Genomic DNA, 12,778 nt, shown 5'->3' with positions numbered 1-12,778 from the left:
TCCTCATCTATGGAGGAGGAGTCCTGGTTATTTGTTTTAAAGTTTACCAACTATTTATTCATAATCTTCTTGCCGCGAATTAAGTTATATGATTTTACCCTAGGCAGTGCAGCTGATTGATCATTGAAGATGTCATTGTTATAATAAACGATAAATCTTGCACGATTGCCTGGAATGGACGTTTGTGGGAACTCAGACTCAATCTTCATTCCATCGGAAGATACCTCGGCACTACCTCGAACTGCATTAATGGTTAAATCTCCTTTAGAAAAAAAACCGCCCTTTATCCAAAAAATAGAGCCAACTCCATACAGCTCAGCTGTTGAGTCTGTATAGAAAAATGCATCCAGTCTTGTTAGATTGCCATTCAGACTATTCGTAATAATATCTCCAGGATCCAAAGGTATAGCTTTAAAGGAGCCATCAACATTCGTGTTTACCCTCGTAATTAGTATTTTGCCCTTACTCATAAGAACGAGTTCTTTGTCATCTAACCCTTGAATATTTGCATCCAAAATATTTGTTTCTCCAAGAGCAAAGATCGTAGCATCCATTTTAACATTTCCACTTATGTTCACATTGCCGGTAACCAATATGTTAGCACGAACATTTACAAAGTCTGATGTGTTATTAAGGATGTTCAGATCTCCATCAATAATAAACCAATTACTATGATAGTAACCGCCACCTAACGACTTTCTTAACATTTTTCCCGTTTCGCTATCTGCTCTAGTGTAAGAAAGTTGAGTAAAATCAACATTATCTAAATTAAAATTCCCACGGTGTAAAATAGATTCATTTTCTAGTTCTAGAGAAGAATTTATTTTATCTTTATACGTTTTTAAATCCTTCAAATAGGAAGTTTCATCGGCTGATTGAACACTATTTTCGATGGGTGGAACGGGACTCAAAATAAGCTTATTAGATGCTTCTACATATTTCATTAATTCACGAATACCGCTTCCATTTTCTTTAAATATATTTTTCATACTTGCCCGTTCTTGCTCCTTACCGCTAATAGCCTCATTCAATTTGTCAATAAACGACTCAGTCATATTAATGCCAAGAAATTCTTTCTCATTTTTTATTTGAGTTGAACTGGTATCTCCAATGATCGATTTCACATCTTTTTTCTCGCTATCTCCGCTAGCTTCCCTAACAGACGTATAATTTGAACCGTTGCAATTATCACCCTCACAATATTTAATCTTATTTAGAGATTGTACAAAAGCCGTTCCTACTAAACTAGGAAATATAGTTGCTTCCCTTTTATCTCTTGATTTATATTGATACTCAGCTTGATTTTTGATTCGGAGTTCATTCCCTGCATACAATCCTCCGCCAATAAAATAAGGTGAACCGTTAATGATCAGATTGCCTTCAGAACCAGCGGCGTAATTAAGCACATCCGGATAAGAGTTTACAACTACTTCTTGTGATAATTTACGTGTAACACCGTCAATTGTTGCTTCTACTTTTACTTTTACAAAGTGACGAGGGTCATTCTTGTCATATTCAACCGTGGTTTTGATTATAGGTGTGTTGTTGTTGTGGTCCTTATACCCACTGCTAACTTCATGTTCTTGTATCTGCTTTTTAATATCTTCCAATTGATCCGGTAATTGCTCGAGGTTGATCCCATCTTGGCTTGCAACATCCCTTGGATCATGGCGACAGCTTCATTCAACGCCTTATCCGCCAAATGTAAGCTTTGCACATCTTTTTGCTTCGTTTCACTTCGCACTGCCCCGCCAATACTTGCGCTCATGACAGCTAACCCCAACATTGCAAATACAAGTATAATAAAGAGAACAAGAAGCAATGCTGCACCGCGTTCTTCCTTCAAAACTTTCATCAACCTCTGTTCCCCCTATTAAAATCCAAATCGACTTTGCATATTCAAGGTATGTGATATTCCTTTTTTGTCATCTTGAGCAAGTTGAAGATTAATGACAATAAGACCGCTATGACAGTCTTGGATACCGCCACATTCTAAGCGTATAGTTGATCCGGTGAGGTTGGCATCTATATGAATCGCGCGTTGCCCCGTTGGATCTAAAGGATTGCCTCCTATAAGTAGAATATCTTTCTGACTGCCGCTTTCTCGATTAATTATGATTTGACTCTTTGTTGTCTCTGTAATTTTGCTATCCAACGGCTGTCTGATAAGTTCAATGCCTTCCTGATTCGGTATGCTTTTGATCGTCGAAGGACCTAAGGTGTAAAGTTCGGTCATGACAGATGACATAATGATATCAGCTTCATCTCTAAGCGCATTCTCGACAGTCACTTTGTTATAGGACGTAAATCCAAAAGTGATAACCGCATAAATTGTTCCCATGACCAGAGAAAGCAAAGATAATGAGGCAATGAGTTCAATTAAAGTAAAACCGTTTTGATCCCTCATTCTTCTAACGAATTGATTCATCTAAGATATAACCCTCCACATTAGCTTGGTTACGATTACTACCGTTTGGTGCGCTGGCATCTCTTACGGTTACCTTAATCGGAATCAAATACTTAAACTTTCCTGATGTATCCTTTTCTATAAGATCTTTCTGATAAATGATTGTTGCTACATAGTTTTTTCCGTTCACTTCTGTATTCAACACATTCCAAAGTCCGGTCATACTGGATAACGTTTTATCTTCAGGTGAACAGGTAAGTGCTCCTGCATGGAAGGTGCATTTCGATGCATTCAAATCTATTGCAGGTTGGATGGAGGTAGATTCCGTAAAATACGCATTTAAATCGTTAAAATTCTGTTTCTCCATATAAAACAAAGCGTTCCGCGCCAAATTCACCATGACCGTCTTGTTCTGATTCCCTTTGTTATAGGACATTGCGTTTATAAAAAACGCCATCATGGCCATCGAGACTATCGATAAGATGACCGTCGCGGCTAAGACCTCTATGAGTGTAAATCCCTCTTCACGTGATTTTCTAATTTTCATAACGTGTTACCCCTACTTCACTAATTTCATAGTCCGAATTTACCAATATCTAGTACTATTGTACCATATTTTCGACGTTAGAGGATCAATTACCTATATAAAAAATGACAAACAGGGTCCAAATTGTTTCAAAATCGAAAGAAAAAGCCCTGCTCCAATGACGAGCAAGGCTTAACGATTTCACACATATGGCGGGTCCCACGCCTTTTTATCCCATCCCAGCGTAGCGCTGACGACATTCATATCTCGGTCCAACAATACATTGACCCCGAATGGCAGCTTTCGTTTGTGCCAGAAGCGAACATCGCGCCACTGCACTTCGTAGCCGTCGTTCTTCTCTTTCCAGCATACATGAATGCGCTGCGCGAAATGCAGGAAAGCACGGACACCGTCTGTACCAAGCGTGGCTTGCACGATCGGGTGTGTACCATTTTTATTGTAATCTGTTTTGGCGTACTCTTCTTGGATGAGAACACGTCCATTTCGAATGTCCCCGAGGTAAAATCCCTTATCCCCTTCAAGCACAAACTGCCAATGAAACCAACTTAGGCCTGGAATGAGATGACAGATGCCATCTTCAATTTGCAGTTCTTGTTTCACAAGCTTTACGTATTGGTTTCGTTGCGAGGAACGAATTGCGATGTAGAAGAAGGTTGCCCCATATATGAGTGCGAACATCTCGCCAATATGACTGCCCCCACCTCCTTGCCAAACAAACAGCCACACCAGAACGCCTAGTGTATGAAGACCAAATAAGAACGGTTCATAGAGACAGAGGGTGTCCAGATGGAACCATTTCGGGGAAAAAGGACGGAAGCACTGAACGCCATAGACATTAAATAAGTCGAGGAAAACATGAAACACGACAGCTGCGAATGTCCATAAGTAAAGACTTATCAGATGATCCCATACGCCAAACATTGCCGCTAAGGGTAAGCTTAGAACCAAAGGCCAAATGAACAAAGCTGGAATTGAATGCGTGATACCCCGATGAACGCGAACATAGTTGGCGTAACCGCGAAAACGAGCTAGTGTATCAAAATCAGGTGCATGAGAACCGATGAGCGTCCCCGCCAGTATAGCATGGGCCAACGCAGGCTCCTGAACGACGGTCGGCTCCAAACAAGCCAATCCTGCTAGCGTGACACCGAATAATAAGTGGCTTCCTGTGTCCATCTATCGATCACCTATCCTTTTTATCTTTATGCGGTTAACTGGCTGTTTCTGAAATCAAATCCATACTATCGTCCGTGAACTCTCGTTCATCTTCATCAAATGAGTAATTCTCCCATCTCTCATGGGCATTAAACCAGTAAAACCACGCCGAAGGGTGCTTATGAATAATTCGTTCCATAAAGGCATTTAACAGTAAGTTAGCCTCAGAACGAGCCGAGCGCACAGATCGGTCAAATTTTTCGTATAGATAGATTGGTGCTTCAAAAGTTAATTTGTGTTTAAAACCTGCTACGCGATATCCATAGAATGGTACAATCGGCACTTCCTGTTCAATAGCTAACATGGACGCTCCCTCAGGAGTTCTGGTTACTCGGCCGAACAATCTGGAAAGTGGGAAGTTCGGTCGCCAGAAATCACCCAGAATGAAAATAACGCCCCCACCCAACACATGCTTTTTCAACGTACGATAGAGTTCTAAAGGCGGGACACTATCATAGTCGAGACCTTTGCACCCCAACGCAGCAAATTTCATATAAAGCGGCTTTAGCTCAGGACTACCTGCCGAAGCAACCGTTAAACAATCATATCTTTGAGCCAAATACCAATAATAGTAGAAAAAATTGCCCACATGTGGCGTATAGACGATAAAGCCTTTTCCATCCGCGCTCCGCTGCGCTTCTTCCAAATACTCTTCTCCATCGATTTCAAAAGTTTTGGCTTGAATTCGCTCCAAACGATGCGATCGGAATAAAATTTCATACAAGGTGAACACAACATTTTGAAAATAGGTTAAAGAAAGCACCTTGAATCGTAACCTTGATAGATCTCCAAGTAAGTCTCTCATATTTCGTTCAACACGATGTCTCATACCTTTCCTTGCTAATCCGTATAAAATCAGAGCCATAATGTGGCCTAAAAAAATCATCAAGTGGCTCGGAAAAAGATTGAGAATCGCCGTCCATCTTTGAAAAGTTCGCTCGTTTGAGGTTAGTTGGGCAATCCATTCGTACAAGTCAAGATCCTCCTTTTCCTACGATGTAGTCAGGAAATGACGTTTATAACGACGTGTCACACGGTCTTTTTGCAAAATAATGAAGAAATCGACGGTTCCAAACAACTCATCATAAGCCGGATCTCCGCCGATTTCAGCTCCCAGCCATTGGTAACCCTTCATAAGAGGAGGCAGCTTGCGAAACAGTTCTTTATCATTGGCATCGATATCCAATAAGGAAAGACCTGGAATACGATGTGTAGACAATGGCTGTATGCCGAAACGATCCGTAATGACTTGCTTTTGACGAAGCATGGAATAAATGAGGTTCAAGTCTTCAAGTGATTGCATATGAACGCTCGCACAGCCAATCAAATGTGTAAAATTATGCTCCGTGATATAGCTGGCTATGCCTTCCCATAACATCTGGATGGCTTTGCTGCCGCGGTATTCGGGAGCGATGCAGCTGCGTCCCAGCTCCAATGTTTCCTTTTTTAATTCCGTAATAGCTGTTAAATCAAATTCCGTTTCTGAGTAAAATCCGATTCCGCTCAAAGCACGGTCTCCAGGAAGCAGGCGGTAAGTCCCAATAATTTGATCGGTATCCATATCCTTCACGATCAGATGATCACAGTACGCATCATAGGCATCTCTTTCAAGACCATCCTCATTTAACATACGCATGTTCTTCTCTTCCTCTACAAACACTTGATACCTCAGCCGCATAGCCTGTTCAATTTCTTGTTCGCTGCTCGCAAGCTTAACAGTCAACTTAGCATGCTGGGGAGCCGTATTCAGAAGGATACCATTCATCTTCCTCACGCCTTTCTACTGGAGTCTACTAACTCAAGGTTAACAGAGGTTTATTAAGCGTTCGTTTTCGCGTTATTAAGATTTTGTAATATTACAAAAATTCGAAACTAAAATTTACGTTGTGACAACTAAAATAAGCCTGATCACTCTGCCGTTAAGCGGCAGGTGCAGGCTCATTTTAAACAAAAAAACTTTTAAAATACGAATCAGCTGTCAATTCCCTTATCCTGGTCTTTGAAAGCATGTATCATTTCTCTCAACAGGATATAAAATACCGTCGACATGAATATTGAAAGCAGCACTTCCGCAAGCGTAATCCCCATACCTTCACCTCGGATTGGCAATCTTTTGGTTAGTGTATGAGCGATTCCTTCGTTTCACTACTTTCGGACAACGCGCTTGCCTTCCCTATTGTCTGATTTTACGCTTTGCGCGGAACTTCGATGCTCCAGAAATCTTTGGCGATATAGGTATTGGGATGAATAGCCTGAGCTTCCTGCAGCAGAACATTAATCGCTTCGCCCTGATAACGAGAGCTGATATGCGTTAGAATCAATAAATTCGCTTGTGATTCCTCTGCTGTGCGAGCCGCGTCATGTGACGTTGCATGATCGAAAGAATACGCAAGCTCCTGCTTGTCCATGCCAAACGTTGCCTCATGCACTAATACATCGGCTCCCTGAGCCAAGTGTTTGGCACCGCTGCAGTAGCGTGTATCGCCCAAAATCACAACAATACGCCCAGGTATAGGGGCTCCAACGAAATCAGGGCCATGAAGGATGCGGCCATCCGCCAATTGTACCGTTTCCCCTAGCTTGAGCTTGCCATAAACAGGCCCCGCTGGTACGCCAATCTCGAATAATTTTTCCTGCATCAGTTTCCCAGGTTGATCCTTTTCAATTACTCTATAGCCAAAACATTCGATTCGATGCTCTAGACGCGCTGTTTCAACTCGAAAGGTCTCATCTTCAAACAATAAGCCTTCATCTTCGATCTCTACAATTTGCAGTGTATAAGTCAAATGCGCGCCGCTGACAGCTAGTGCCGTGTCTACAAAGCTCTTCAGACCAACAGGCCCATACAAAGTTAACGGCGTATCACCGCCTAAATAAGAACGACTTGTAAGCAACCCAGGCAGGCCATACAAATGATCTCCATGCAAATGTGTGATAAATAGTTTTTCTGTTCGGCCTAACTTAACAGGCGAATTCAAAATCTGTTGCTGAGTGCCCTCTCCACAATCAAACAGCCAATAAGTTCCTCTCTCGTCCAAAAGGTTTAAAGCAATCGAAGTCACATTACGCTGTTTGGACGGCATTCCTGCTCCCGTACCTAAAAAATATATGTCCACTTTCTATACTCCCATCTATGGGTAATTCTCATTCTCAGATACAATCTCTTCGCTCAAAATGCTAATGCAATTTATGCCAGAAGTCAATTAAAGCCAAATACACAAAAAAAGCGAGGAAGCTGTTGAACAGGAATGTTCGACATGCTGCCTCGCTTCCATCTTCAAATCCTTAACCAACGTTAAAATAGCGTGCTTCCTTATGAGCGAATACCATCGCGGAAACCGAAGCTTCCGGTTCCATCATGAACGACTCTGTCAGTTCAACACCGATATCCTCAGGTCTAAGCAAGTTGAACAGCTTCGCTTGGTCATCCAGACTTGGACATGCCGGATACCCAAAGGAGAAGCGTTGTCCGATATATTTGGCCCCGAATCGTTCCTGCATCGTCATATCCGTTCTGTCGGCGATTCCCCATACATCGCGCATAATGTGATGGATTCTTTCGGCAAAACCTTCTGCTACTTCAAGCGCAGTCGCTTGCAAGGCATGGGATTTCAAGTAATCTCCTTTATCACGCCATTCTTTGGCCAGATCATTAATATCATGCCCCGCGGTGACGAGTAGGAAGCCTACATAATCCATCTCTCCGCTTTCTACGGATTTCAGGAAGTCAGCTAAACAAAGATAGGGCTCTTTGTCCTGCCGCGGGAAGGAGAACGTTTCTAAAACCTTACTAGGATCCTGTGGATCATATACAATTACATCGTTGCCGCTGGATTGGGCAGGGAAGAAACGATACACCCCGTGCGCTTTAATGATCCCATCTTTTTGCGCCGCGTGCAGGATAGTGTCCACAGTATCTTTGAGTTGGAGCGCTTTTGGATCTTTATCGCCCAGAAGCTGCTCAACCTTGCCTTTTAAGCCAAGATGATGACCAAGCAGCATTTGCATGTTGACATATGGCATCAGATGGCTAATCGGATAATCTCGCATAACATGACGGTCTACATCCTGAGGTACTTGCACAGGCAAATCCTTAGAAACTGCAGATGAACTCACGCGAGTTAATTTAGGCATTGTCTCTTCCTTTTTACCGGTTTCCATCACATCAGATTCTAAGCTTTCTCTAAGTTCCTGAATGAGGCGTTTCCGCTGCTCAGGGTCACTCAGTCGGTTCGCAATATCCAGACCGTCCATCGCATCCTTCGCATAAAGGACGACACCTTCGTACTCAGGTTGGATACGTGTCTTTGTGAATTTGCGGGTTAACGCCGCGCCGCCAACCATAATTGGCACATCTACACCTGCGGTTCGTAAATCCTGCGCTGTAATGACCATCTGCTGCGCAGATTTCACGAGCAACCCAGATAAACCGATCACATCTGCCTGTTCTCTGCGGAATGCTTCAATAATTTGTTCGGGCGGTACTTTGATGCCTAAGTTGACGATTTTATAGCCGTTGTTCGAAAGAATAATTTCGACCAGATTTTTCCCGATGTCATGAACGTCACCTTTCACTGTTGCCAGGATAATCTTCCCTTTAACAGCCGTTTCCGACTTCTCCATGAATGGCTCAAGGTAATTAACCGAAGCTTTCATAACCTCAGCGCTTTGAAGAACCTCAGCAACAATCAGTTCATTTCCATTGAACAAACGACCTACTTCTTCCATCCCCCTCATAAGAGGTCCATTAATCACTTCAAGTGGGGAATAAGTTTGCAGCGCAATCTCAAGATCGGGTATCAAGCCTTCCTTCGTGCCTTCTACCACATAAGAACCAAGCCTTTCTTCCAGGCTGAGGTTCGAAATCTTCTCCTTCTTCTCCACCTTTTTCTCACGGAAATGCGCTACGAAATCAGCTAAGGTTTGATCATTCGTATTGTAAATAAGATCTTCCGCTAATTGTCGTTCTGTATCTGGAATGGAAGCATAACGCTCCAGCTTTTCAGTATTTACAATCGCGTAATCAAGCCCAGCCTTTGTGCAATGGTACAAATAAACCGAGTTCAGCACTTCGCGGCCAGCATCAGGCAAACCGAACGAAATATTACTTAAACCCAAAATCGTTTTGGCCGCTGGAAACTTTTCTTTGATCATCTTAATGCCTTCAAGAGTCTCTACCGCAGAACCGATATACTGGGGATCCCCTGAACCGACTGGGAACATGTTCGGATCAAAAATAATATCCTCCGGATTCATGCCATACTTCTGAGTCAAAAGCTCATAGGAACGCGTAGCCACTTCAAGCTTCGCTTCACGGGAAACGGCTTGACCACGTTCATCGATCAGGATACAGACAACGGCCGCACCATAACGATGAATGAGCGGCAAAATCCCTTCAAATTTCGTTTCACCATCCTCCAAGTTAATGGAGTTAATGATAGCCTTCCCTTGCGAATATTTCAGCCCGAGTTCGATGATATGATCGTACGTGGAGTCAATCATCAATGGCACTTTCACTTTTTTTACAACTTCTTGCATAAACTCTTCAACGGCGTATGCTTCGTCGATATCTGTATCCTGCAAATTGATGTCAATTACGTGAGCCCCGTTTTTCACTTGATTACGGGCAATTTCAGAACCTTCTTCAAATTTGCCCTCTTTAATCAGGCGTTTGAATTTCCGTGATCCGGAAATATTCGTCCGCTCACCAACCATGATGGGACGGTTTTCCGGCTCAATATATACCGTTTCAATTCCTGAGACCGCAGGCGGATGTGAACCGTATTCCGTTCTAGGTTTATACTGCCCAAGCGTCTCAGCCATGGCACGAATATGGTCTGGTGTCGTTCCACAGCAGCCACCTGCAATATTTAACCAACCTTGTTCAGCAAAACCAGCCATTTTCTTAGCCAATGATTCCGGTGATTCATGATAATGCCCATTTTCATCCGGCAGTCCAGCATTCGGATAACAACTGATGGCTGTCTCGGCAATGCCTGAAAGCGTACGAATATGATCCCGCATGAACTCAGGTCCTGTCGCACAGTTGAGTCCTATTGAAATAGGTTTCAAGTGCTCGAGGGAAATGTAGAAAGACTCAATATTTTGTCCTGCCAGCGTAGTACCCATCGGTTCAATTGTTCCAGAAATCATGATAGGCAGCTGGATACCCAGCGCTTCATAAGCTCTACGAATACCGATACTCCCTGCTTTTACATTAAGTGTATCCTGTGAGGTTTCTAATAAAAGGGCATCAACGCCACCTTCTACAAGCGCCAGAGCTTGTTCATAATAACTATCCTCAAGCTGTTGGAAGGTGACTCCTCCTGTGACAGACAATGTTTTGGTCGTTGGTCCCATAGCACCAATGACATAACGCGGCCATTCCGGAGTTGAAAATTTATTTGCTGCATCAACAGCCAACTTAACTGCGGCAAGATTCAATTCGCGATGGCGGTCCTGCAAGTCATACTCGGCCAAAACGACACTGGTCGAGCCAAATGTATTCGTTTCTATCATATCGGCCCCTGCCGCGAAATATTGCTCATGAATCTTACTAATAACATCCGGTCGCGTTAAAACGAGAATTTCATTACAACCGTCCAAATCATCGCTGCCGAAATCATCAGCTGTTAGATTCTCTTGCTGAATCATAGTACCCATGGCACCGTCGAGGATCATAATTTTTTTCTTAAGCTGCTCTGTTATTGGTATCTTGGTCATGATTTGACTCCCTCTCAACTTGGCATGAAGCAATCTAATAAAAAAATCGACAAATTATGTTAAGATTTAGTGTAACAGAATCCGCCTTCTATGAAAAGATTTTGAATTATCATTATTTCCTATGGGATTTATCGGAAAAACTTATTCATATCCATCGACAGGCGCTCTTCTTTCAACTATAATACATGTATATTTACTTAGAAAGAGGGATGTAGCATGGCACAAATACGAATTCGCAGTACTAATGAGCGTATTGAAGGTGAAGAGCAGGTCAAAGCCTTCTTGGATAGTCAAAATGTCGTTTACGAACACTGGGATCCAACGAAGCTTCCTGAAGCTCTGCGCGAGAAATTTATTCTTAATGATGAAGAGAAAGCACAAATCATCAGCACGTATGAGGATGAGATTAAAGATTTAGCGGCAAGACGCGGTTATGAAATTTGGGATGTCATCGCACTTTCCGATGCAACGCCTAACATTGAAGAGCTGCTTAAGAAATTCGAGCAAGTTCATACGCACACCGAAGATGAAATTCGCGGAATCGTATCCGGTAAAGGCATTTTCATTATTAAGTCCGAAGGTGAAGTCGGTTATTTTGATGTCGAACTTGAACCAGGCGATGTCATTTCCGTTCCTGAGAATACGAACCATTTCTTCACACTGATGGATAATCGCGAAATCGTAGCCGTTCGTCTCTTCATTGAGAAAGATGGTTGGGTAGCTTACAACATCGATGATCCGGAATTTATCAAAGCATAACTTTTATCTTATTTAAACAAAAGCCCATCGGCATCAGGACTAGCGTCCTGAACAGCCGTTGGGCTTTGCTTTTCTAGATCTATCCGTTATGAATAATCGGCAAAATTTCTTGAAGACGTGTAACCTCATAGGCAGGTACAATTTCATCTCCACTCTGGAGACCATGATGATTGATCCAAATATTACGCATACCTACCTTACCCGAGCCAAGAATATCTGTCGTCAATTTATCTCCAACCATAATTCCTTCAGTAGCTTCTATGCCAAGTAGGCCTAGTGCATGGTTGAAAATGGATACGGCTGGTTTGCCCTCACCGAATTCGCCCGAGATCACAATATGATCAAAATAAGGAGCAATATTCGGAACACCCGCTAATTTCTCCTTTTGTAAATCAGGAGAACCGTTCGTTAAGAGCAATAATTGATAATGACCCTTCAATGTATCCAAGACTCGGAACGTTTCTTCATATACATAGGGACGTTTGCGTCGTTCAGCAGCAAAGAGTTCGCCTAATTTATAACCAAGCTCACGATCTTCGATCCCAAGTGCCTGCAACCCGCGTGACCAAGATTCTGTTCGGTATTCGGGTGCTAATTTCTCAAGTTTACGGAAGTTCTCGTTCTCTCCTTCAGTAAAATTCGCCCACAGACCTTCAAAAGGATTAATTCCAATCATTTTCGTAAATGGAAATGGTTCGAAAGTTTCATACAACGCACGCGCTTCCTTACGAACTGATGCTTCCAATTCCTCCGGATTTACTTCAACATGTTTGGCAGCTTCAGCACAAGTGGCTTCGAATGCTTCTTTCACACTGCGATCATCCCATAATAGAGTATCATCCAAATCAAAAAGTACAGCTTTCAACGCCATCATTCATTTCCCCTTCTGAATGTCGATTCTATTTAAAGAAGCAATTATTCCTCGTCCGTAAACTTGATTGCATCAAGTTGAACTTTCAGATTGCCTCGAAATGCTTGAATATATTTCTTTCTAAGCTCGTTGCGTTCATCAATTTCCTCATCGGTTAAGCCAATTGTTTTGGCTTTACGCGCAAGCTCATTAATACGCTCAATATGTTGATCCATGCCTTCACTCATATTTATGGTCCTCCCTGTTAAAATTCAAT

Annotated in this window: 13 protein-coding genes; 1 reads left to right on the top strand and 12 read right to left on the bottom strand. The window is 42.5% G+C overall.

The features are described from left to right. Positions 1-50 precede the first annotated feature (50 nt). The 10 genes from FU659_RS03775 to metH form a co-directional block, all read right to left on the bottom strand. Complete coding sequence (locus tag FU659_RS03775) at positions 51-1,610, bottom strand: hypothetical protein (protein WP_147946329.1); 1,560 nt, start codon at positions 1,608-1,610, stop codon at positions 51-53. Then, positions 1,532-1,858, bottom strand: coding sequence for a hypothetical protein (locus FU659_RS03770; RefSeq protein ID WP_147946328.1), 327 nt, complete (start codon positions 1,856-1,858; stop codon positions 1,532-1,534). Before FU659_RS03770 ends, FU659_RS03775 begins: the two co-directional genes overlap by 79 nt. A 15-nt stretch (positions 1,859-1,873) precedes the next feature. Further along, positions 1,874-2,428, bottom strand: a complete 555-nt coding sequence (locus FU659_RS03765; protein WP_147946327.1) for a prepilin-type N-terminal cleavage/methylation domain-containing protein — start codon at positions 2,426-2,428, stop codon at positions 1,874-1,876. Continuing rightward, positions 2,412-2,954: a PulJ/GspJ family protein gene (locus FU659_RS03760; protein WP_147946326.1), complete on the bottom strand. Its 543-nt coding sequence runs from the start codon at positions 2,952-2,954 to the stop codon at positions 2,412-2,414. The genes FU659_RS03765 and FU659_RS03760 overlap by 17 nt, the downstream gene beginning before the upstream one ends. A gap of 180 nt (positions 2,955-3,134) precedes the next feature. Next, on the bottom strand, positions 3,135-4,130 hold the full coding sequence (locus FU659_RS03755; protein ID WP_147946325.1) for a metal-dependent hydrolase: 996 nt from the start codon (positions 4,128-4,130) through the stop codon (positions 3,135-3,137). Between the two features lie 34 nt (positions 4,131-4,164). Continuing rightward, complete coding sequence (locus tag FU659_RS03750) at positions 4,165-5,142, bottom strand: lysophospholipid acyltransferase family protein (protein WP_147946324.1); 978 nt, start codon at positions 5,140-5,142, stop codon at positions 4,165-4,167. Positions 5,143-5,160: 18 nt separating this feature from the next. After that, on the bottom strand, positions 5,161-5,934 hold the full coding sequence (locus FU659_RS03745; RefSeq protein WP_147946323.1) for a GNAT family N-acetyltransferase: 774 nt from the start codon (positions 5,932-5,934) through the stop codon (positions 5,161-5,163). Between the two features lie 206 nt (positions 5,935-6,140). After that, complete coding sequence (locus FU659_RS36230; RefSeq protein ID WP_222708473.1) at positions 6,141-6,278, bottom strand: hypothetical protein; 138 nt, start codon at positions 6,276-6,278, stop codon at positions 6,141-6,143. 77 nt (positions 6,279-6,355) lie between these two features. Then, complete coding sequence (gene rnz / locus FU659_RS03740; RefSeq protein ID WP_147946322.1) at positions 6,356-7,285, bottom strand: ribonuclease Z; 930 nt, start codon at positions 7,283-7,285, stop codon at positions 6,356-6,358. Positions 7,286-7,454: 169 nt separating this feature from the next. Continuing rightward, positions 7,455-10,892, bottom strand: coding sequence for a methionine synthase (gene metH, locus FU659_RS03735; RefSeq protein WP_147946321.1), 3,438 nt, complete (start codon positions 10,890-10,892; stop codon positions 7,455-7,457). A 216-nt stretch (positions 10,893-11,108) separates the two neighbouring features. On the opposite strand from metH, the gene FU659_RS03730 reads away from it, so the two are divergent. Further along, positions 11,109-11,651, top strand: coding sequence for a 1,2-dihydroxy-3-keto-5-methylthiopentene dioxygenase (locus tag FU659_RS03730; RefSeq protein WP_147946320.1), 543 nt, complete (start codon positions 11,109-11,111; stop codon positions 11,649-11,651). Between the two features lie 79 nt (positions 11,652-11,730). Here the strand turns inward: FU659_RS03730 and FU659_RS03725 are convergent, their stop codons facing one another. Further along, positions 11,731-12,522, bottom strand: a complete 792-nt coding sequence (locus FU659_RS03725; protein ID WP_147946418.1) for an HAD family hydrolase — start codon at positions 12,520-12,522, stop codon at positions 11,731-11,733. Positions 12,523-12,566: 44 nt separating this feature from the next. Continuing rightward, positions 12,567-12,749: a DUF896 domain-containing protein gene (locus FU659_RS03720; RefSeq protein WP_261807595.1), complete on the bottom strand. Its 183-nt coding sequence runs from the start codon at positions 12,747-12,749 to the stop codon at positions 12,567-12,569. Between the last annotated feature and the right edge of the window lie 29 nt (positions 12,750-12,778).

It is taken from the genome of Paenibacillus sp. N3.4 (assembly GCF_008017805.1).
GTDB lineage: Bacteria > Bacillota > Bacilli > Paenibacillales > NBRC-103111 > Paenibacillus_E.
The sequence above is the reverse complement of the archived record's forward strand: the minus strand, read 5'-3'. Positions and strand labels throughout refer to the sequence as shown.

Coding starts and splice junctions, on each gene's coding strand:
- FU659_RS03760 (WP_147946326.1), bottom strand. CDS start 2,954: ATGAAAATTAGAAAATCACGTGAAGAGGGATTTACACTCATAGAGGTC.
- FU659_RS03765 (WP_147946327.1), bottom strand. CDS start 2,428: ATGAATCAATTCGTTAGAAGAATGAGGGATCAAAACGGTTTTACTTTA.
- FU659_RS03720 (WP_261807595.1), bottom strand. CDS start 12,749: ATGAGTGAAGGCATGGATCAACATATTGAGCGTATTAATGAGCTTGCG.
- FU659_RS03725 (WP_147946418.1), bottom strand. CDS start 12,522: ATGGCGTTGAAAGCTGTACTTTTTGATTTGGATGATACTCTATTATGG.
- FU659_RS03755 (WP_147946325.1), bottom strand. CDS start 4,130: ATGGACACAGGAAGCCACTTATTATTCGGTGTCACGCTAGCAGGATTG.
- FU659_RS03730 (WP_147946320.1), top strand. CDS start 11,109: ATGGCACAAATACGAATTCGCAGTACTAATGAGCGTATTGAAGGTGAA.
- metH (WP_147946321.1), bottom strand. CDS start 10,892: ATGACCAAGATACCAATAACAGAGCAGCTTAAGAAAAAAATTATGATC.
- FU659_RS03745 (WP_147946323.1), bottom strand. CDS start 5,934: ATGAATGGTATCCTTCTGAATACGGCTCCCCAGCATGCTAAGTTGACT.